Below are 19106 nucleotides of genomic sequence, written 5' to 3'. Positions count from 1 at the left end.
TGCCTGGAAACCCGACAACTTCTTATCGTCTTCCGGACCGGCCGGAATGAGGAGGGTCTCTTTAACGGCGTGTTAAGCCAATTCGTGTTTTTGGGCTCTTTATCAGGGCCTTCTAAAGTGGTTCACATTGCAGTTCAAAAACTGAGCTGTCAATAAGCAAGGTTTTGTTTGTGTTAAATGTTTTTCATCTTATGTGCTCAAGGTCACGAACTGCGCGGACCTGTCGCCATTTTGTATAACATGACGAAAATGTTACGAACCGAGAATGCCTTGCCGTGACTTGTGGCCTATTGGCAAAACCCGTTACTGGCCCATAATGCCTGCATGAACAAAGACTTCTATCGCAATGCCAACTTCCTGGCCGGCTCTTTGACCTGGCTGGTGGTGACTGGCTTTATGGCAACCCAGGGCAGCTCCATGCTGGCGCTGGGGCTGATGCTGCTTTTCTTCTTCGGCTTTGTGTTGCAGTGCGCCCACTGGCACGGCCGCTGGGGCTGGCTGCTGGCCGGGGCCTCGGCTGTGGCGCTGTTTAGTTTCAATAGCTTTGGCTACCTGGGCGTGCTGGGGGTTATCTGGTGCGCCGGCGCGCCGCTTTACCTGCCACGGCGCTGGCCACTGCTGGCGACACTCGCCATGGCCAGCGCCTTTGTGCTGAGCCAACACTTTCACTACCAGGGGATTGACCTTATCTGGCTGGGGCTTTGGTACAGCTTCCACCTCTTTTCTTTGGGGATGGCGCAATCGGCCCGCTCTGAAAAGTTGGCAAGGCAAGAGCTGGAGAGCCTTAACCGCGAGTTGCAAGCCACCCAACTGCTGCTGGAAGAAACCGGCCGCCAGGCCGAGCGGCTTCGTATCGCTCGCGATTTGCACGACAGTCTTGGCCACCAGCTCACTGCCCTTGCCATCGGTTTGCAGGTGCAAAGGCGCACCCACCCACAGCTGACCCAACTGGCGGTGCTGGAAGGGCAGGCCAGGGACGCCCTTGGCTCGGTGCGAAGCGCGGTCAGCGATATTCGCGACGAAAACCTCGACCTCAAAGCCGCCCTTGGCCAACTGGCAGGCCCTGCGGTGGGGCTTAACCTGCACCTGGAGCTTTGCGCCCTGGCTGAGCCGCAACTGGCGCAGCTGGTGTTTTTGCTAAGCCGCGAGGCCATTACCAACACCTTGCGCCATGCCGGGGCCAACAGCGCCTGGCTGACCCTGACCCCCAAGGGCCGAGGTTATGAGTGGCGTTATCGGGACAACGGCAAACTGGCAGCCAACTGGCGCCAAGGCATGGGCCTTAAGGGGATGGCCGAGCGGGTCGCCGCCGCCGGTGGCACCTTGCAAGTTGGCCGCGAACAAGAGGCATTGATGCTTAAAGCCGAGCTGGGAGGCGGGTGATGATAAAAGTGCTGGTGGTGGACGATCAGGCGCTGGTGCGAGACGGTATCGCCTCTTTGCTGGCGCTGTCCGGGCAAGTCGAGGTGGTGGCAACCGCCGCCAACGGCCAACAAGCGCTGCAGCTGTTGAGCGAGCATGACGGCATAGAGGTGATGCTTTTAGACCTTCGCATGCCGGTACTGGATGGTCAGGGGGTGCTGGACAAGCTCGGCGGCAGCGGCCCTGCGGTACTGGTACTCACCACCTTTGACGACAGCCAAGCCATGGCAGCAGCCATGGCGGCCGGGGCCAAGGGCTTTTTACTCAAAGACGTGTCCATGGAGACTCTAGTTGAGGCGGTAGCAAAGCTGGCTGGCGGCGGCCGCTTTATCCAGCCGGGCCTGACCGAGACCCTGGCCCGGCGCATGCTGGCCGGGGAGGCAGGCGGCCCTGCTGACAGCGCCCCTGCCTTAAGTGAAAAGGAAGTGGAGATCGTCAAACTGATGGCGGCCGGCTACGCCAACAAGGAAATCGCCAATACCCTGTTTAAATCGGAAGGCACGGTAAAAAACCAGGTGTCGGCCATTTTGGCCAAGCTTGAGGTCAGAGACAGGACCCAGGCGGTGCTCAAGGCCATGAGCATGGGCTTGCTGTAAAAAGACGGGCTTCCGTGCCAGCTAAAGGAATGAAAACCCGCTAAGAGTAGTGGCCCCGCGCCATGGGCGACAGGGCAGGGCGTAAGGGGTTAGCGGTAAAGTTGCCTGCTTGAATAGCAGCGCCGGCCCTTGCGTTTACTGTCGTAGAGGGCGTCGTCCGCCAGGGCGATAAGGGCATCCAGCTCCAACTGATCGCTGCTGCCTATCCCCATGCTGATGCTGATGGGTACCGACAGCGCCTCGTTAATGACCACAGGTTGCAGGCAAATGGCGTCCAAAAGCCGGGCCGCCAGTTTCTCGGCCTCTTCCAGCGGGCAGCTGCCCAGGTAAAGCAAAAATTCGTCGCCCCCCAGCCGTATCACCAAATCGTTGCTGCGAAGGTTATGGCCAAGGCGCGCCACCAGCTCTACCAGCACCGCATCCCCCACATCGTGGCCCAGCTCATCGTTAATGCCTTTAAAGCAATCCAAATCTACCGCCACGGCAGTGCTGGTTTGATAAACGGCGGTGCGGCGGTTGACATCGCTTGCTACTTGGGTGGGCAGAATGCGGCGGGTCCAGGCCCCGGTGAGGTGGTCAGTCATGGCTTGGCGATTGGCCACTTCCAACTGGCCGCTCAGTAGGTTGCGCTCCTGGGTCATGGCATTGAGGCGCACCTCGTTTTCTACCCAGGAGGCGAGGCTGGCCAGGGTGTCCATGTCTTCTTCGTTAAAGCTGCGGGTTTTGGGGCTGATAAGGCACAAGGTGCCAAGGATTTGGCCTTCAAAATAGATGGGGTGGCCGGCATAAAAGCGGATGTCCGGCGGCCCGGTCACCAGGGGGTTATCAAAAAAGCGGGCATCCTGGGTGGCATCTTCAATCACCATAGGGGCGGCCTGGGCCACCACATGGCCACAAAAGGAGGTACTGCGCGGCGCCGAGCTATCGCTTAACCCCTCCTTGGCTTTGAAGCGCTGTTCGTTCTCTGCTACCAGCGATATCAAGGCCATGGGGACTTTGAACATCTTGGCTGCCAAGCTGACAATGCGGGTAAAACGCGGATCTTCACCGCTTTTTAATAATCCGCTTCGCTCCAGTGAGGCCAGTCGTTCTGGCTCGTTACTGGGCACTACCGGTGCCAACATCGGCTTCCCCTTTGTTTTGAACTCCTTAGGATGACAATAGTAAATGCGGAATTTGCGTTCCAGGCAAGCCGCTATCGGCCATGGCCCACACCAGGGCCAGTAATGCTAGTAGCACCGCGCTGTACCAGGCGCCGCCCACAACCATGCCCCAGCTGTTCATGGGCAGTTGCCGGGTTGGCTGGTTGCGCTCACCTAAAAGATCCAAAAGCCCCGCCACCAGCAAGATGGCCAGTAGCAACAGCCCAAAATACAGGCTCAGGGCAAACCCCAGGGCCGATACCACCAGCAGGCCATAGAACGCCAGTTGGTTGCCGGTTGAGGCCATCACCGCCTTGAGCACCCGGCCGCCGTCGAGGGGGTGGATAGGCAAGAGGTTTACCAGGTTCAAAAAGGCGCCAAGGGCAGTGACGGCCCCCAGCCAGGGGTTTTGAGTAAATTGCCAGACGCCATAGGCCAGTAAGGTGCTGGCAAGGCCGGCACTGGGGCCAGCCAGGGCGACATAAAGCTCCTGCCACTGGCTTTTAAACTGCTCGGCGGGCACCGCTGCCCCACCGACAAAGGGGATGAGGTAAATCCCCTTGGTTTTGATGCCAAAGCGCTTCATGGCCAAAAGGTGGCCATATTCGTGAATAACCAGGATGGCGATCAGGGCCAGAGCGATTTTCCAGTCAAAGAGGTAGGCATAAGAGGCAAAAGAAGCGCCGGCCAGGGCCACCTTCACTGCCGAGGCACTTTTAAAGAGCTTAAGTGCCAAGGCCAACCAGCCTAAGCCCTTGCCGTGGCGGCTTTGCTCGGTGGGCTCAGTGGGTTCTTGGGGGGGAGTCACGGGCTGCTCGGGCTCGAAAGGCTCGCTGCACAGCACCTGGCCTTCGCCGGCGCGCTGGCCGTTTAGTTGCATCTGGTAATGAAGGCTGCGCTGCTGGGGTTGCCAGAGCAATTTTGCCTGCCAGTTATCGTCACCAACCGAAAAGCAATGCTCGGACTCAAGACTGCTGGCAGCACGCAGGCTGACCGGCTTGTCATCGACGAAAAGATGTTCAAGGCCCTCACTGCGGGTGAGGGTGAACTGGTGGCCTGCGCAATGAAAGGTTAACCGCATTGGGTAATTCTATCGTTTGTCGTAAAAATGTGTTTAGGTAAAGTCATTAAAAGCTAACGCCTTTTTTTGATTTAGCCCGCTTGGATGCTCAATGACAGACACCCATAACGCCTCTTCATACGATCGACGTTACCGCTTGGTGCCCATTCGGATTGCTGTTATTTACTGCGTACTGGCGTTGCTGTGGATCTGGGGGTCCGATCAACTAAGCCTGCTGCTCTTTGGTGACAATCCCTGGGTGCAAACCTATAAGGGCAGTTTTTTCGTGTTGATGACGGCCCTTATCCTCTACCGCCTCATTGACCGCTTCGCCCAAAGTCAGCGGCGCATTTATGATCGGCAGCTGGCCTTAACACAAAGTTATCAAAGCCTTTTTAACGAACACCCCCTGGCCCTTTGGCTGGTGGATACCGCTGGTAGCGTGATCCAGCAAAATCATCAGAGCCTGGCCATGGTGGGCGAGGTGTCCCACCTAGACCAGATCTTTGCCAGCCAGTTCCATCCGCTGTTCGATTCCGCCTTGTTATCCGGTGACCTGTCAGCACTGAAAGACGAAATGCTGTTGGCCAATGGCCTAAGTGTGTCGGTACTGGCCCGGCAGTTGCAGTTTGACAGCCACACACTGGTGCTGGTGGCGGCGGTGGACTTGTCTCGCGAACGCCAGGCCCGCCAGCGGCTGGCCCAAAGCGAGAAGATGATGCAGGCGCTGGTTAGCCGCCTGCCCCAGGTGTTTTGGAGCTTTGATGTGGCCAGTCGCCGCATCGAATATGTGTCGCCCGGGTACCAGGCGCTGCTGGGGCGTGACCCGCATATGCTCTACGTGGATGCCGAAGACTGGCTGGATGCCATAGTCCCTATGGACAGGGACAAGGTGGCCCGGGTGATAGCCTCCGGCCAGCGCCTTCGTGGCGAAACTGAGCTTGAATATCGGGTACTGGACCAAGACGGCAACGAGCGCTGGATAAAGGACAACGCCTATCCGGTCACCGACGACGATGGCCGCACCCTCAAGGTGGCGGGCATCATGACCGACATCACCGAAAGCCGCACTCAGCGCAGCCGTATCTGGCATTTATCCCACCACGACCAACTCACCGGCCTTGCTAACCGGGCGCTGCTGGGGCAAAGCCTCAATCGCTGGTTGCGCCAGGGTAAAAGCGGCTTTATGTGCCTGTTGGATTTGGACCGCTTTAAAAACATCAACGACACCCTTGGCCACAAGGTGGGCGACGAAGTGCTGGTGCAGCTGGCCCATCGATTGCGCAGCCGCTTTGGCGACGAAATGCTGATTGTGCGAAGCGGCGGCGACGAATTTATCCTCGCCGCTCCCCGGGATTTGAGCCTTGAAGAGCTTGAAGCCTTGGTGGCCCACCTTCGCCAGGGGGTGGCCGAGCCCCTGGTGATTGGCAGCGACCGCCACGTGCTGACCCACAGCCTTGGCTTGGTGCGCTTTCCCGAGCATGGCGACGACGCCGAGAACCTGCTGAGGTGCGCCGAAGTGGCCATGTATGCGGCTAAACAAGCGGGGCGCGACAACTACCGCTTGTACTCCACTACCCTCAGCGGGCCGACGCTGGAGCGAGTACGGATGGAAAACCGCCTGCGCACCGCTTTGGCCAACAACGAATTTTTGCTGGTCTACCAACCCAAATTCAGCATCAACGCCCAGCGTATGGTTGGAGTGGAAGCGCTTATTCGCTGGAGCCAGGACGGGCGCCTTATTCCGCCTTGTGATTTTGTGCCGCTGCTGGAAGACACCGGCCTTATCCGCCAGGTGGGGCGCTGGGTGGCCAGCACCGCCCTTGCGCAGCTTAAGGCCTGGCAGGCGCTTTGGCCGGGGCTGACCATGGCCATTAATGTGTCGGCAGTGCAATTGGATGAAGCGGATCTGGCGGATTTTTTTGCCGGTGAGCTTAACCGCCACGACCTGGCCGGTGCGCTGTTAGAAGTGGAACTCACCGAAGGCGCGCTGCTGCGCGATCCTGAGCAAGCCTTGGCCTTTGTAAATGGCATGCGCAATAAAGGCATTCGCTTGGCGGTGGACGACTTTGGCACCGGTTATTCGAGCCTGTCGCACCTCAAAGACTTCGCCCCCGAGGTGCTGAAACTGGATAAAAGCTTTGTGCAGCCCATGGCCAGTGATACGCGCTCAGCCAGGCTGGTAGAAGGGGTGATTGCCCTGGCCCAGGGGCTGGCTATCGAGGTGGTGGCTGAAGGGGTAGAAGACGAAAAAGCCCTGGCACTGCTGGCAAAGATGCGTTGCGACACAGTGCAGGGCTTTTATCTAAGTGAGCCGGTGCTGGCTGGCGCCCTGTCTTCAAGCCAGGGCGCAGCCAGGCTTAGTGCAGTTTCAGGCGAGGCCTGACCCAGCCGTTGAACTTGTCGGCGATCACCATGCCAATGGTGCGCCACAGCCCAAACATCGCCAGCTGGTGTTTGCGGTACAAAGAGATGTACATCCAGCGGGCGATATGGCCCTCCACAAACAACGTGCCTTTGGCGATAGAGCCCATCAGGCCGCCCACGGCACTGTAGTTGGCCAGCGACACCAGCGAGCCGTAATCTTGGTATTTGAACTCGTCGCTGAAGGGCTCGTCCTTGACCAGCGCCGCAAACAGCTTGTTGAGGAAGATGGCCTGCTGGTTGGCAGACTGGGCCCGTGGCGGGGCGGCATCACAGCAATCCCCCAGAGCGTAGATATGCTCGTCGGAGGTGCGCAGCTGGCCGTTGACCTCGAACTGGTTGCGCCGGGAGGTGGCAAGCCCCAGCTGGGCCAGCCAATCGGCGCCTTTGATACCGGCGGCCCACACCATTAAATCTGCTTCGATACGCTCGTCACCGTCCAGCACAAAGGCGTCTTTGGTGGCTTCAATCACCTTGGCGCCGGTACGCACCTTCACCCCAAGCTTGTTGAGTTCGCGCTGGGCTTTGGCGGCAATTTTTTCGTTGAGCGCCGGCAAGATGCGGGGGCCCGCTTCCAGCAAGGTCAAATCCAGGCTCAGGTGCTTGGCGCCGTAGTGGCGAAACACCTTCTCGGCGCTGCGAAGCTCGGCAGAGAGCTCTACGCCGGTGGCGCCGGCGCCAACAATGGCTACCGACAGCTTGGCCGGGGTTTCGCTTAAAGTTTCGCTTTGCACCCGTGCCAGCAGGTGGTCGTGAAAGAGGTTGGCTTGCTCGGGGCCGTCGAGGAAGAAGGCATGTTCGGCCACGCCTTTGGTGCCGAAATCGGCGCTTTGGCTACCTACCGCCATCACCAGAAAATCGTACTGAATATGCTGGTTGCTGTTAAGAAAGCGGCCTTTGCCGTCGCGGGTGGGGGCTAAGGTCAGTTGCCGGTTTTCCCGGTCCAGTTCGGTAAGTTGGCCCTGGATAAACTGAAAGCCGCTCAGGCGGGCGAGGTTCAGGTAGTCGGCGCCGCCAAGTTCAGGGTTGAATGCCCCGGTGGCCACTTCGTGCAGCAGCGGTTTCCAGACATGCTGGCGGTGCTGGTCGATAAGCAGCACCTGGGCCAGATGTTTCTTGGCAAGACTGCGACCCAGCCGGCAAGCCAGCTCTAATCCGCCGGCGCCACCGCCGACAATCACAATACGCTTCATAAAACGTCTCCTCGGGGGTTGGCCTACGTTACCAAAGCTGCGAAGCCATCGCTAAGTAAAAAAATCAGCTGGTTAGCGCCCGGTAAACGGGGTGAAAAGGCGGTTACCAAGCCATTGTCAGGCTGGGTTGAACTGGGGTGGCTAAGGTTACAGCTGCAAGGTTGGGGGGATTTATGAGCAAACACATCTGGCCGGTTGTACTGGTACTGCTAAGCGGCTGCGGCGACAAAGGCAACACTGATTTGCCGGTAACAGCCAAAGCGCCAGAAGCGCCGGATCTCTCCGAGCGGATAGCCGGCCCTGGCGCCAGGGTCTATCACTGCACCGACACCAGCCTGGTACTGGAGCGAAAGGGCGGCAGCAGCATGTTGTATCTTGATGGCCAAAAAGTGTCGGTGCAGCAGCGCCAGAGCAGTAATGGCATCGAATACACCGGCACCGAGCTGCACTTGGTTACCAGCGGCAAAGAGGCCACCTTGACCACCAGAGGCGCCAGCCAGAGCTGCCGGCTCGACCCCAAGGCCACCGCCTGGGACAGCGCCAAGCTTAAAGGAGTGGACTTTCGCGCTTTGGGCAACGAGCCCGGCTGGCAGCTGGAGATATCCGGCACCGCCATGGAGCTTGATACCGATTACGGCCAGCAACGCTTCAAAAGCGGCGCCCGGCGCCTGCAACAAGGCGACAAGACCCTATTTGAGGGCAGCGGCTTTAGCGCCACCCTAAGCCCCGGCCCCTGCGTTGACGACATGAGCGGCGAGCGCTTTGACACCAAGGTGGATATCCGGCTGGAGAGCCAACAACTGCATGGCTGCGGCAATTTCCTCAAATAACAAAGGCGCCAGCGGCGCCTTTGTTATTACAGGCTGCCCTGCACCATAAGCGGCACGTCGGCTTTGGCAACAATGTCTTTGATTTCAATCTGCTGCTTCATCCTTCTCAGGAACTGGCTGGCAACACGGTCATTGCCGGCTTCGGCGGCAAAGCGCCCCACTGACATGTCGTTGCAGCGCAGGTTGTTGGCAAGAAAATGGTAACTCAGGTGAGTTTCTTTGAGCTCCATCACCATGCCGATTGGGGTGGCGGTGGCGGCTGAAATGCAAAGCTGGGTTCCCAGGCTATTGTCGGCAGCCACATAACGGGTTTGTGCCAGGGCCGGTGCGGCGGCGAGGGTGGCGCCAAGGATCAGTATCGAGGCCAATTTCATCTTCACTTCCTCCAAACGCAAAACAGGGGTGTCGGTGTCCATGTCTAAGTCTGGAAGAGGGGGCTTGGATGGCTGATACGGTCTGTAACAGAGTGTGTCAGGCGATATCGGCAGGGAATGGGCTAAGGCGCTAAGTTTCATCAGTATTCCCTTATGCAATCTCTTGCATAAGGGAACAGTTGCTTACAGCTTGTTGCCCTCGGCGACCAGGGCGAGGGTGCTTTCGGGGGTGTCTTTGAGGCGAAATGCGCTGTCGGGCTCCAAATCATTGCTGGCCACTGCCAGTACCCGAAGCTCGCCTTCGGCAAAGCGATAAGCCGCTACCACCACACCGCCACGGCGGTAGTTTTCACCGAGTTTGAGCTCCAGCTCGTCTCCGGCCTTGGGGGCTTGGTCGGCGCTGCCGGCCAGTTGCCAAAGGGCGCGTTTGTTGCCGCCGCGAAAATGCATCCGCGCTACCACTTCCTGGCCGATGTAGCAGCCTTTTTCAAAGCTGATACCGCCGAGGTTATCAAGGTTCAGTTGCTGAGGAATGTACTCGCCCTGCAAGGCTGCGGGCAGCCAGGGCTGACCGGCCAGTACCTCCAGTCCTTGCCAGGCCGAAGGTTCAAACCAGGCATCGGGCAGCTTGCCAACCAGGGCCTTCATGGCCTCAACGGGCAGGGCCACCAGGTAGCGAGACGCGCCTTTGTTCAGCACAAAGCCGCCTTCTACCGGGCTCACCTCAAGGGGCGCGGCGGGCAGCGGCAAGCCAGCGGCTTGCAAGGCATCGCTGGCGCTGCTGCCACTCACCCCTAGCATCAGCAGCTCGTCGCTGGCATCGCTCAGGGTAACTTTGTTAAACACCGCAAATTTGGCCATGCCGGGCAGTTGGCTGGCGATGGCGTCGCGGGCCTGGATAAGCAGGATGTCGTCTTGCTGCCATAGCAGGGTAAAGAGCCCCTGCATCTTGCCTTTGGGGTCGCACTGGGCGGCGAGGCTGGCTTGGCTTTTAGGTAAAACAGTCAGATCGGTGGTGACCTGACCTTGCAGGAATTTTTGCGCCTCAACGCCTGCCAGGCGCACCAGGCCCAGCTCGGTCAGGGGCATCAGCGCCAAGGTGGGCTGGTTCAGGGGCAGGGGGCTTTGTGGCAAGGTGCCAAGGATGCTTTGCCAGGATGACATCAATCACCTCCTCAGAATAAGTGGCGCCATCATACCACCAAGGGGCGGCCACAATTGAAGTGCAGGCTGATAGCGGCGCCAAAAGCAGGTAAACTTGGCCAACAAAATTTGCCGGAGTATTGCGCAACATGACCGATAACAAGAACAAGTCACGCCTCAAATGGGCTTGCCGCCGCGGCATGCTGGAGCTGGACGTGCTGTTTGAGCCCTTTGTCGACGAAGCCTATGACGAGCTGAGCGACAAGGACAAGGTCACTTTCGAGCGCCTACTGACCCAGGACGACCCGGATCTTTTTGCCTGGGTGATGGGCCACCAGCAATGCCCTGACCCGGAGCTGGCCGCCATGGTGCAGCTCATCCTCGACCGTGTCCACGCCCGTATCAAGCCATAACCTCCACCTGCGTTCATGGCGCTGGCGCCCCTGGCTCAAGCGGGCGCCGTTGCTGCTGATTTTCCCCGCTCTTTGCTGGCTTGGCTGGCAAGCATTGCTGCTGTTACCGCTCCTTTACTTAGTGACCTTGCCGGCCGCCCCGGCGCTGTTGTGGCTAAATGAGGCCGGCATGGTGCGCCTTGATGGCCAGCCGGTGGTTGTCCGCCGGGTAATGAAAAGCCCGCTGCTGGTGATGTTCCAGGCGGGCTCAACGTGGTACTGGGTTTATCGGCCAGAGCTTGGCGAGGCCGACTGGCGCCGGCTCAAACGCTGCCTGGGCTCAGCACCGTAGGGCCGGCGTTCTCCAGCTGGCCGGGGTAATCGAGGTTGTAATGCAGGCCGCGCGACTCTTTTCTTGCCATGGCGCAGCGCACGATAAGCTCGGCCACCTGCACCAGGTTACGCAGCTCCAACAGGTTGTTGGAGACCCTGAAGTTGGCGTAGTAGTCGTGAATTTCCTGCTTTAACAGCTCGATGCGGTGCATGGCCCGCTCCAGGCGTTTGTTGGTGCGCACTATCCCTACGTAGTCCCACATGAACAGGCGCAGCTCGTGCCAGTTGTGGGCGATCACCACTTCTTCGTCCGAGTCGATAACCTTGGACTCGTCCCAGGCCGGGGCCATGGGCAGGCTTTGCAGTTGGCCAAGCTCGGTGTTTATCTTCTCGGCGGCGGCGGTGCCGAACACCAGGCATTCGAGCAGGGAGTTCGAGGCCATGCGGTTGGCGCCGTGCAGGCCGGTGTAGGCCACTTCCCCTATGGCGTAGAGGCCGGGCACATCGGTCTGGCCCTGCATGTCGGTCACCACGCCGCCACAGGTGTAGTGCGCGGCCGGCACCACCGGAATGGGGCTGGTGGTGATGTCGATGCCAAGGCCTTTGAGCTTTTCATGGATGGTTGGGAAGTGCTTGATGATGAAGTCGCTGTCCTTGTGGGAGATATCCAGGTACACGCAATCGGCGCCCAGCTTCTTCATTTCATGGTCGATGGCCCGGGCTACCACGTCCCGTGGTGCCAGCTCCCCCATCTCGTGGTACTTGTCCATAAAGCGGCTGCCGTCGGGGCGGCGCAGCACCGCGCCTTCACCGCGCAGGGCTTCGGTGACCAAAAAATTCCGGGCCTGGGGGTGGTACAGGCAAGTGGGGTGGAACTGGTTGAATTCGAGGTTGGCTACCCTACAGCCGGCCCGCCAGGCCATGGCAATACCATCGCCCGAGGCGATGTCGGGGTTGGAGGTGTACTGGTAAACTTTGGAGGCGCCGCCGGTCGCCAGCACCACCGCCTTGGCACGGATGGTCTCCACCCGCATCTTGTTGCGGTTCCACACATAGGCGCCGAAGCAGCGGTCGGTATCGAGGCCGAATTTGCGGCCGGTGAGCAAATCCACGGCGTTATGGGCTTCGAGCAGGCGAATGTTGGGGTGATTGCGCACCTGCTCCACCAGGGTCAACTGCACGGCGCGGCCGGTGGCGTCGGCGGCATGGAGAATGCGCCGGTGGCTGTGGCCGCCTTCGCGGGTCAGGTGAAAGCGCGAGTCGTCGTCTTCTTCGCGGTCGAAGGGCACCCCAAGGGAAATCAGCCATTCCAGGGCTTCCTTGGCGTGGCTGGCGGTAAAGCGCACCGCGTCTTCTTCGCAGATGCCGCCACCGGCCACCATGGTGTCTTCCACGTGGGACTCAACGGTGTCGGTTTCGTCAAAGACGGCGGCAATGCCGCCTTGGGCATAAAAGGTGGAGCCCTCTTTGAGGGGACCTTTGGCCAGCACCAACACCTGGGCGGTGTCGGCCAGTTTCAGGGCCAAGGTCAGGCCGGCAGCGCCGCTGCCGACAACGAGGACGTCACAGAGATGGTCAGTGTCTGCTTGCATACAGTATGATGGCGGGCGGGGCAAGTGACTGGATGCGGCGCAGTATCCCTCCAAATCCGAGGGAGAGTCAAAAAGTTACGAATGCATTGAACTTCCCCTTAACCGCCGCGTCATAGAGTTGGCGCTTGTACCGAGTCACAACGCAGAAATGAGAAGAACATGTTGGGAGAATCGGCTCGGATGAATGAGCAGACCGTAGATAACGACCTGGCGTTGGTTGAGCGCGTCCAGCGAGGCGACAAACAGGCGTTTAATCTGCTGGTTGCCAAGTATCAGCACCGGCTGGCCAATTTGGTGGGCCGGTATGTGAAAAATCAGGGGGACGTGCCTGATGTGGTGCAGGAAGCCTTTATCAAGGCGTACCGGGCACTCCCTAATTTTCGCGGCGAGAGTGCCTTTTATACCTGGCTTTATCGCATCGCCGTGAACAGTGCCAAGAACTATCTTGTGGCACAGGGCCGCCGTCCGCCGGCCAATGATGTAGACGCGGACGAAGCAGAATTTTATGACGGCGCCGATGCGCTGCGTGAAGTCGACAGCCCAGAGCGCATGCTGCTGTCGGAAGAAATCAAGAAAGTGGTGTTTGAAACCATTGAGTCCCTGCCGGACGATTTGCGATCAGCCATCACTTTGCGGGAGATGGAAGGGCTCAGTTACGAGGAGATAGCTGTCGTGATGGATTGTCCCGTAGGGACAGTACGATCGCGGATCTTCAGGGCCCGCGAAGCTATCGACAAACGGCTGCAACCTTTGCTCAGGCGTTAAGGGTAAAAACTATGGCACAGCATCGTGACGAACTCTTCTCTGCCCTGGTGGACAACCAGCATCCGCTGGATGCCACCTGGCTGGAAGAAATCAAATCAGACCCAGAGGCGGCCGATCGCTGGCAGCGCTATCACCTGATCGGTGATGCCCTGCGCGGTGAACTGCCGGCTCAGATGTCCTTTGACATCACGGACCGGGTCGCTGCCGCATTGGACGAGGAACCGGCGCTGCTGGCCCCCAAGGCGACTGAAACCAAAGCCAAGCCCCGTGGCCTGCAAGGCTTCTGGCGCCCGGTGGCCCAGATGGCGGTAGCGGCCTCCGTTGCCCTGGTGGCGGTGATCGGTGTTCAGCAGTACGGCGCCAAGAGCGACGTGCCGCAACCGGTCAGCAACCCAGTTTTGTCTACCCTGCCGGCTATCGGTACTGCCGCGCCGGTGAGCCTGGAAGCTGGCCCGCCGAACGGCGAGCAAGGGCGTCTTATTCAGGCCGAGCAGCAACGCCGCGTTAACGCCTATCTGCAGGACCACGCCCAGCAACTGCGGTTGCAGGACGATGAAAAAGTGACCGAGGATAGCGAGGCGAATCCGCAATGATGTTCCCCTGGCTGGTGCTGGCAGCGGTCACTGCGACCACTGTGCCGGCCAACCAGGGGGTAACCCCCGGTATCCAGCCCCAAACTGAAAGCGCCCAGGCGCTGCCCCAGCACAATCCTTCGTCTCAAGATGCCGAACAAAATCAGGCCCAGGCGCTGCAATGGCTCGATGCCTTGTCCCACGCCCTGACCAATGACGACTACGTGTTGTCCTTGGTCAAGGTCCAGGAAGGGCGAGTACAGCCGTTCCGTTATGAGCATGGGGTGATTGACGGCGAACAAATCGAGCACCTGGTGTTCCTTAACGGGCCGCCGCGGGAAGTGGTCAGGAAGGGCGACGTGGTCACCTTGCTGGACATGGACCATGCGCCTTTTTCCTACAAGGCCGACAGCATCCGTGGCCCTATCCCCGACGCGCTTTTGACCGCGCCGGCCGACCTTGTTAACCACTACAACCTTGTGTTGGCAGGGGTGTCGCGGGTAGCGGGGCATCCGGCCCAGTTGCTGCGCATCGTGCCCAAGGACAACTACCGCCACGGCTTTTGGATCTGGATAGACAGAGACAACCACCTGCCGCTGCGGGTAGACCGTGTGGCCCAGAATGCCGAGGTGATCGAGCAGCTGATGGTGGTGGACATGGATAAACTGGACGCCCCGTCCGACCATATCCAGCGGGTAGCCAAGGCCCAGTTCCCTGCCCCCAGCGCCCTGCCCAGTCAAGGCTCGCCCCAGGCCCTTGGCAAGGTCAACTGGCTGCCGCCGGGCTTTCACCCGGTTACCGCCAACTACCATCGCCTGGCCTTGCTGGGCGAAGGGGTCGATTACTGGCTCTATTCCGATGGCTTGGCCGAGATTGCCGTGTACATCAACCCCAGCGCCCCGCGCCAGGAGCTGACCATCCACCAGAACGGCTTTTTCAACCTGGTGGGCATCAACCACGGCGGCACCGAGGTGATGGCCGTTGGCACTGTGCCTACCGCAGCCCTTGAGCGGGTGGCGCGCCAGGTCAGCCTGACCGGTGGCCAGCCATGATGGAGCGTGACGTAGAAGTGGTGGCGGTGAAGGGCCGGTTGATCCGGGTCCAGTTTCGCCGCCAGTCCAGTTGCGACAGCTGCTCCAGCAACGAGCAATGTGGCTCGGGGCAGCTTTCCAAAGCCGTTAACCGCCGCCTTGACGTGCTGGACATGCACTGCGACCAAGCCGTGGCGGTAGGGGATTTTGTGCGGGTAGGCATTACCGAGCAAAGCTTGGTGCGCGGCACCCTGATTCTGTATCTGCTGCCGCTGCTGTGCCTTATTGTGGCGGCGGTGCTGGCCAGCCAGTTAACCACCAGCTTGGCGTTGTCCGAGTTGTGGGTGTTGCCGGCCTTGGTGGGCGGCGGCTACGGCGGTTTTCGCTGGGCCGGTTATCTGGCCGGGCGACTGGTGGCAGAGCCCAAGCTTATCAAGGTGCTGAGCCGCGAAAGAGACAGAATGGAACTTGCGGTGACGGGCGGGTGATTTGCCTGGCGGTTTAGCGTAAAATCCCCGCATTTGCGACCCAGCATTGACGTGGACCCATCCTAGCCTCATGAAGCATATTCGTAACTTCTCCATTATTGCCCACATTGACCATGGCAAATCTACCCTGTCCGACCGCCTGATCCAGGTTTGTGGTGGCCTGACCGACCGCGAAATGCAGCAGCAGGTGCTGGACTCCATGGATCTGGAACGCGAGCGCGGCATTACCATCAAGGCCCAGAGCGTTACCCTCAACTACAACGCCAAAGACGGCGAAACCTACCAGCTCAACTTTATCGACACCCCCGGTCACGTGGACTTCTCCTATGAAGTCTCCCGCTCCCTGGCGGCCTGTGAAGGGGCGCTGCTGGTGGTAGACGCCGGCCAGGGCGTAGAGGCCCAGACCCTGGCCAACTGCTACACCGCCCTGGAGCAAAACCTGGAAGTGGTGCCGGTTCTCAATAAGATTGACCTGCCCCAGGCCGACCCTGAGCGGGTGGCCACCGAGATTGAAGACATCGTTGGTATCGAAGCCATCGACGCAGTGCGCTGCTCGGCCAAAACCGGTATCGGCGTTGAAGACGTGCTGGAGCGTATTGTCCAGGCCATTCCCGCCCCGGTCGGCGACCCGGACGCGCCGCTGCAAGCCCTTATCATCGACTCCTGGTTCGACCCCTACCTTGGGGTGGTGTCCTTGGTGCGCATCAAGCACGGCTCGCTGAAAAAAGGCGAGAAAATCAAGGTGATGAGCACCGGCCAGAACTGGGATGTGGACCGCATCGGTATCTTCACCCCCAAACAAAAAGACACCGACGGCCTTAAATGCGGCGAGGTGGGCTGGGTAGTGTGCGGCATCAAAGACATCCACGGCGCCCCCGTAGGTGACACCCTGACTTTGGCCCGTAACGGCGCCGACAAACCGCTGCCGGGCTTTAAAAAGGTCAAACCCCAGGTTTACGCGGGCCTGTTCCCCATCAGCTCTGACGACTACGAGTCTTTCCGTGACGCCCTGGGCAAATTGTCCTTGAACGACGCGTCGCTCTTTTACGAGCCGGAAACCTCCACCGCCCTTGGCTTTGGCTTTCGCCTGGGCTTTTTGGGCATGCTGCACATGGAGATCATCCAAGAGCGCCTGGAGCGCGAATACGATCTCGACCTTATCACCACTGCCCCTACCGTAATTTACGAGGTCAAAAAGACCGACGGTGAAACGGTGCAGGTGGACAACCCCTCGGCGCTGCCGCCCATCCAGAATATCGAGGAGATTGGCGAGCCCATCGTTGAGGCCCACATCCTGGTGCCCCAAGAGTACCTGGGTAACGTGATTACCCTGTGTATCGAAAAGCGTGGCATGCAGACCAACATGGTTTACCACGGCAACCAGGTGGCGCTGACTTACGAGCTGCCCATGGCCGAAGTGGTGCTGGACTTCTTTGACCGCCTCAAGTCCACCAGCCGTGGCTACGCCTCCCTGGACTACAACTTCAAACGTTTCCAGGTGGCCGACATGGTGCGCCTGGACGTGATGATCAACGGCGACCGGGTTGACGCCCTGGCCATCATCACCCACAAGGACAACGCCCAATACCGTGGCCGCGAACTGGTGGAGAAGATGAAAGAGCTTATCCCTCGCCAGATGTTCGATATCGCCATCCAGGCCGCTATCGGCAACCACATCATTGCCCGTAGTACCGTTAAGGCGCTGCGTAAGGACGTAACCGCCAAATGTTATGGTGGTGACGTCTCCCGTAAGAAAAAACTCCTTCAGAAACAGAAAGAAGGTAAAAAGCGGATGAAGCAGCTGGGGAACGTTGAAGTGCCCCAGGAGGCCTTCCTCGCCATCTTGAAAGTGGGTAAATAAGGACAATTCATGGCGCAGTACTTCTCCATTTTATTGGTGCTCATCACCCTGGGCACCGGCCTGGTCTGGTTGCTGGACAAACTGCTGTGGGCGCCCAAACGCCGGGCCGCCCTGGCCCGAGCCGAACAGGCCGCCGGTGGCGAACTGGATCAGGACAGCCGTGAGAAGATGCTGGCCCATCCCAGTTGGGTAGAGAGTTGCCGCGGCGCCTTCCCGGTGATTGCGGCGGTGCTGGTACTGCGCTCGTTCCTGTTTGAACCCTTTCAAATTCCGTCCGGTTCCATGATGCCCACCCTGCTGGTGGGCGACTTTATCCTGGTGGAAAAATTTGCCTACGGCATCAAGGACCCGGTCTTTGCCAAGACCATCATCCCCACCGGCAAACCCAAGCGCGGCGATATCATCGTCTTCAAATACCCCGAAGATCCCAAGGTGGATTACATCAAGCGGGTAGTGGGCTTGCCGGGGGATAAAATCATCTATCGCAACAAGCATTTGTATATCCAGCCGGCTTGCGCCGAGGGCGTTAAGGAATGCCCTGGCCTGAGCGAAGTGACCAGTGTCGACAAGGGCAAGGGCGAGTTTTATCTCGGCAACTTCCCGCTGGATAGGCGCACCGAAACCTTAGGGACTGTGCAGCACGATATCCTGCTCAACTACGCCTTTCCTGACCGGGTTGGCGAGTACTTCGAGCAGCCCGGCACCCGCCCTGACGAATGGATAGTGCCGCAAGGCGAGTATTTCGCCATGGGCGATAACCGTGACAACAGCCGCGATTCGCGCTTCTGGGGCTTTGTGCCGGAGCAGAATCTGGTGGGTAAAGCGGTCTTTATCTGGATGAGCTTTGACATGGACCGCAGCCCCGACAGCTGGCTGCCAAGTTGGGTTCCCACCGGCGTGCGCTTTGGCCGCCTGGGCCCCATTCACTAACAGGCCCTGACCGAGAAGGCGCATACGGATGGCACAGTATTTCTCTATCCTGCTGGTGATGTTGACCCTGGCCACCGGCCTGGTCTGGGCCCTGGACCGCTACCGCTGGGCCCCGAAGCGGCGCAGCCAACTGGCCGATGCCGAAGCGGCAGCCGGTGGCACCCTGGAGGGGCCGGAGCGTGACAAACTACTGGCCCAGCCCGGTTGGGTAGAGAACAGCGCCGGGGTATTCCCGGTGATCGCGGCGGTGATGATACTGCGCTCGTTTTTGTTTGAGCCGTTTCAAATTCCCTCCGGCTCCATGATGCCCACCTTGCTGGTGGGCGACTTTGTGCTGGTACAGAAGTTTGCCTACGGCCTTAAAGACCCGGTTTTTGCCAAGAAGGTGATTGCCACCGGCGAGCCCAAACGGGGCGATGTGTTTGTGTTTAAGGACCCGCGCGACCCGAAAATCGACCTGATTAAAAGGGTGGTGGGGCTGCCGGGAGACAAAATTGTCTACCGCAACAAGCACCTTTATGTGCAGCCGGCCTGCAAGGGCCAGCAGCCTTGCCCGGCCCTTGCCGAAGTAGCCAGCGTTGATGAAGGCCTTGGCGCCTTTTTTATCGGCAACTACCCGCTGGACAACCGCCTTGAGACCCTGGGCGAGGTAAAGCACCATATTTTGCAGGCGCCGGATCTACCCGACAGGGTAGGCGAGTACTATCGCCAGCCGGGGCAGCAGAGCGGCCAGTGGCTGGTGCCGGCCGGGCATTATTTCGCCATGGGTGATAACCGCGACAACAGCGCCGACTCGCGTTTCTGGGGCTTCGTGCCGGAAGAAAACCTGGTGGGCAAAGCGGTATTTATCTGGATGAGCTTTAACATGGACCGCGGTCCGGACAGCTGGCTACCAAGCTGGGTTCCAACCGGGGTTAGATTCGGACGCATCGGTCCCATAAAATAACGATTCAGCAGG

19 protein-coding genes are annotated in these 19106 nt (G+C 59.5%); 13 read left to right on the top strand and 6 right to left on the bottom strand.

The features are described from left to right. Positions 1-324: 324 nt before the first annotated feature. Positions 325-1383, top strand: coding sequence for a sensor histidine kinase (locus AC22G1_RS15255; protein WP_487314124.1), 1059 nt, complete (start codon positions 325-327; stop codon positions 1381-1383). Next, a complete protein-coding gene (locus tag AC22G1_RS15250) occupies positions 1383-2018 on the top strand; it encodes a response regulator transcription factor (protein ID WP_487314123.1) in 636 nt (211 codons plus the stop codon). The genes AC22G1_RS15255 and AC22G1_RS15250 overlap by 1 nt, the downstream gene beginning before the upstream one ends. A gap of 89 nt (positions 2019-2107) precedes the next feature. On the opposite strand, the gene AC22G1_RS15245 is transcribed toward AC22G1_RS15250, so the two are convergent. Together AC22G1_RS15245 and AC22G1_RS15240 are read right to left on the bottom strand one after the other, a co-directional pair. Then, positions 2108-3142, bottom strand: a complete 1035-nt coding sequence (locus AC22G1_RS15245) for a sensor domain-containing diguanylate cyclase (RefSeq protein WP_487314122.1) — start codon at positions 3140-3142, stop codon at positions 2108-2110. A 25-nt stretch (positions 3143-3167) separates the two neighbouring features. After that, a complete protein-coding gene (locus AC22G1_RS15240; protein ID WP_487314121.1) occupies positions 3168-4241 on the bottom strand; it encodes a metalloprotease in 1074 nt (357 codons plus the stop codon). 91 nt (positions 4242-4332) lie between these two features. Here AC22G1_RS15240 and AC22G1_RS15235 point away from each other — a divergent pair, with 91 nt between their 5' ends. After that, a complete protein-coding gene (locus AC22G1_RS15235) occupies positions 4333-6606 on the top strand; it encodes a putative bifunctional diguanylate cyclase/phosphodiesterase (RefSeq protein ID WP_487314120.1) in 2274 nt (757 codons plus the stop codon). Here the strand turns inward: AC22G1_RS15235 and AC22G1_RS15230 are convergent. Then, positions 6581-7837, bottom strand: a complete 1257-nt coding sequence (locus AC22G1_RS15230; protein WP_487314119.1) for an NAD(P)/FAD-dependent oxidoreductase — start codon at positions 7835-7837, stop codon at positions 6581-6583. The genes AC22G1_RS15235 and AC22G1_RS15230 overlap by 26 nt on opposite strands. Before the next feature lie 173 nt (positions 7838-8010). Here AC22G1_RS15230 and AC22G1_RS15225 point away from each other — a divergent pair, with 173 nt between their 5' ends. Next, a complete protein-coding gene (locus tag AC22G1_RS15225) occupies positions 8011-8667 on the top strand; it encodes a COG3650 family protein (RefSeq protein WP_487314118.1) in 657 nt (218 codons plus the stop codon). Positions 8668-8693: 26 nt separating this feature from the next. On the opposite strand, the gene AC22G1_RS15220 is transcribed toward AC22G1_RS15225, so the two are convergent. Next, entirely contained in the window at positions 8694-9041 is a 348-nt protein-coding gene (locus tag AC22G1_RS15220; RefSeq protein WP_487314117.1) for a DUF3718 domain-containing protein, read from the bottom strand. Positions 9042-9224: 183 nt separating this feature from the next. After that, positions 9225-10205: a tRNA-modifying protein YgfZ gene (gene ygfZ / locus AC22G1_RS15215; RefSeq protein WP_487314116.1), complete on the bottom strand. Its 981-nt coding sequence runs from the start codon at positions 10203-10205 to the stop codon at positions 9225-9227. A gap of 128 nt (positions 10206-10333) precedes the next feature. On the opposite strand from ygfZ, the gene AC22G1_RS15210 reads away from it, so the two are divergent. Both AC22G1_RS15210 and AC22G1_RS15205 read left to right on the top strand, forming a co-directional pair. Continuing rightward, positions 10334-10597 (top strand): FAD assembly factor SdhE, encoded by a 264-nt coding sequence (locus AC22G1_RS15210; protein ID WP_487314115.1) that lies wholly within the window; start codon positions 10334-10336, stop codon positions 10595-10597. After that, positions 10572-10928 (top strand): hypothetical protein, encoded by a 357-nt coding sequence (locus AC22G1_RS15205; RefSeq protein WP_487314114.1) that lies wholly within the window; start codon positions 10572-10574, stop codon positions 10926-10928. Before AC22G1_RS15210 ends, AC22G1_RS15205 begins: the two co-directional genes overlap by 26 nt. Here the strand turns inward: AC22G1_RS15205 and nadB are convergent. After that, the gene (gene nadB, locus AC22G1_RS15200; protein ID WP_487314113.1) at positions 10900-12501 is read right to left on the bottom strand and encodes an L-aspartate oxidase; all 1602 of its coding nucleotides are present in this window, start codon (positions 12499-12501) and stop codon (positions 10900-10902) included. The two genes, AC22G1_RS15205 and nadB, sit on opposite strands and share 29 nt — an antisense overlap. 180 nt (positions 12502-12681) lie before the next feature. Between nadB and rpoE the strand changes: the two genes are divergently transcribed. The 7 genes from rpoE to lepB (AC22G1_RS15165) all read left to right on the top strand — a co-directional run bounded on the left by rpoE (position 12682) and on the right by lepB (AC22G1_RS15165) (position 19094). Next, complete coding sequence (gene rpoE / locus AC22G1_RS15195; RefSeq protein WP_123420569.1) at positions 12682-13266, top strand: RNA polymerase sigma factor RpoE; 585 nt, start codon at positions 12682-12684, stop codon at positions 13264-13266. An 11-nt stretch (positions 13267-13277) separates the two neighbouring features. Continuing rightward, positions 13278-13859: a sigma-E factor negative regulatory protein gene (locus tag AC22G1_RS15190; RefSeq protein ID WP_487314112.1), complete on the top strand. Its 582-nt coding sequence runs from the start codon at positions 13278-13280 to the stop codon at positions 13857-13859. Beyond that, positions 13856-14890 carry a MucB/RseB family sigma factor regulatory protein gene (locus AC22G1_RS15185; RefSeq protein WP_487314111.1) on the top strand — a complete coding sequence of 345 codons (1035 nt, stop codon included), beginning with the start codon at positions 13856-13858 and terminating at the stop codon, positions 14888-14890. The genes AC22G1_RS15190 and AC22G1_RS15185 overlap by 4 nt, the downstream gene beginning before the upstream one ends. Continuing rightward, entirely contained in the window at positions 14887-15357 is a 471-nt protein-coding gene (locus AC22G1_RS15180; RefSeq protein WP_487314110.1) for a SoxR reducing system RseC family protein, read from the top strand. The genes AC22G1_RS15185 and AC22G1_RS15180 overlap by 4 nt, the downstream gene beginning before the upstream one ends. A gap of 70 nt (positions 15358-15427) precedes the next feature. Continuing rightward, entirely contained in the window at positions 15428-17218 is a 1791-nt protein-coding gene (lepA, locus tag AC22G1_RS15175; protein WP_050660687.1) for a translation elongation factor 4, read from the top strand. 9 nt (positions 17219-17227) lie between these two features. After that, positions 17228-18148, top strand: coding sequence for a signal peptidase I (gene lepB, locus AC22G1_RS15170; RefSeq protein ID WP_487314109.1), 921 nt, complete (start codon positions 17228-17230; stop codon positions 18146-18148). 28 nt (positions 18149-18176) lie between these two features. Beyond that, positions 18177-19094, top strand: a complete 918-nt coding sequence (gene lepB / locus AC22G1_RS15165) for a signal peptidase I (RefSeq protein WP_487314108.1) — start codon at positions 18177-18179, stop codon at positions 19092-19094. The last annotated feature ends 12 nt before the right edge of the window (positions 19095-19106 follow it).

The sequence above is a fragment of the Gallaecimonas zhanjiangensis genome, assembly GCF_057624825.1.
This window is presented reverse-complemented; position numbering and strand designations above follow the sequence as displayed.

Coding starts and splice junctions, on each gene's coding strand:
- AC22G1_RS15255 (WP_487314124.1), top strand. CDS start 325: ATGAACAAAGACTTCTATCGCAATGCCAACTTCCTGGCCGGCTCTTTG.
- AC22G1_RS15250 (WP_487314123.1), top strand. CDS start 1,383: ATGATAAAAGTGCTGGTGGTGGACGATCAGGCGCTGGTGCGAGACGGT.
- AC22G1_RS15245 (WP_487314122.1), bottom strand. CDS start 3,142: ATGTTGGCACCGGTAGTGCCCAGTAACGAGCCAGAACGACTGGCCTCA.
- AC22G1_RS15240 (WP_487314121.1), bottom strand. CDS start 4,241: ATGCGGTTAACCTTTCATTGCGCAGGCCACCAGTTCACCCTCACCCGC.
- AC22G1_RS15235 (WP_487314120.1), top strand. CDS start 4,333: ATGACAGACACCCATAACGCCTCTTCATACGATCGACGTTACCGCTTG.
- AC22G1_RS15230 (WP_487314119.1), bottom strand. CDS start 7,837: ATGAAGCGTATTGTGATTGTCGGCGGTGGCGCCGGCGGATTAGAGCTG.
- AC22G1_RS15225 (WP_487314118.1), top strand. CDS start 8,011: ATGAGCAAACACATCTGGCCGGTTGTACTGGTACTGCTAAGCGGCTGC.
- AC22G1_RS15220 (WP_487314117.1), bottom strand. CDS start 9,041: ATGAAATTGGCCTCGATACTGATCCTTGGCGCCACCCTCGCCGCCGCA.
- ygfZ (WP_487314116.1), bottom strand. CDS start 10,205: ATGTCATCCTGGCAAAGCATCCTTGGCACCTTGCCACAAAGCCCCCTG.
- AC22G1_RS15210 (WP_487314115.1), top strand. CDS start 10,334: ATGACCGATAACAAGAACAAGTCACGCCTCAAATGGGCTTGCCGCCGC.
- nadB (WP_487314113.1), bottom strand. CDS start 12,501: ATGCAAGCAGACACTGACCATCTCTGTGACGTCCTCGTTGTCGGCAGC.
- rpoE (WP_123420569.1), top strand. CDS start 12,682: ATGAATGAGCAGACCGTAGATAACGACCTGGCGTTGGTTGAGCGCGTC.
- AC22G1_RS15190 (WP_487314112.1), top strand. CDS start 13,278: ATGGCACAGCATCGTGACGAACTCTTCTCTGCCCTGGTGGACAACCAG.
- AC22G1_RS15185 (WP_487314111.1), top strand. CDS start 13,856: ATGATGTTCCCCTGGCTGGTGCTGGCAGCGGTCACTGCGACCACTGTG.
- AC22G1_RS15180 (WP_487314110.1), top strand. CDS start 14,887: ATGATGGAGCGTGACGTAGAAGTGGTGGCGGTGAAGGGCCGGTTGATC.
- lepA (WP_050660687.1), top strand. CDS start 15,428: ATGAAGCATATTCGTAACTTCTCCATTATTGCCCACATTGACCATGGC.
- lepB (WP_487314109.1), top strand. CDS start 17,228: ATGGCGCAGTACTTCTCCATTTTATTGGTGCTCATCACCCTGGGCACC.
- lepB (WP_487314108.1), top strand. CDS start 18,177: ATGGCACAGTATTTCTCTATCCTGCTGGTGATGTTGACCCTGGCCACC.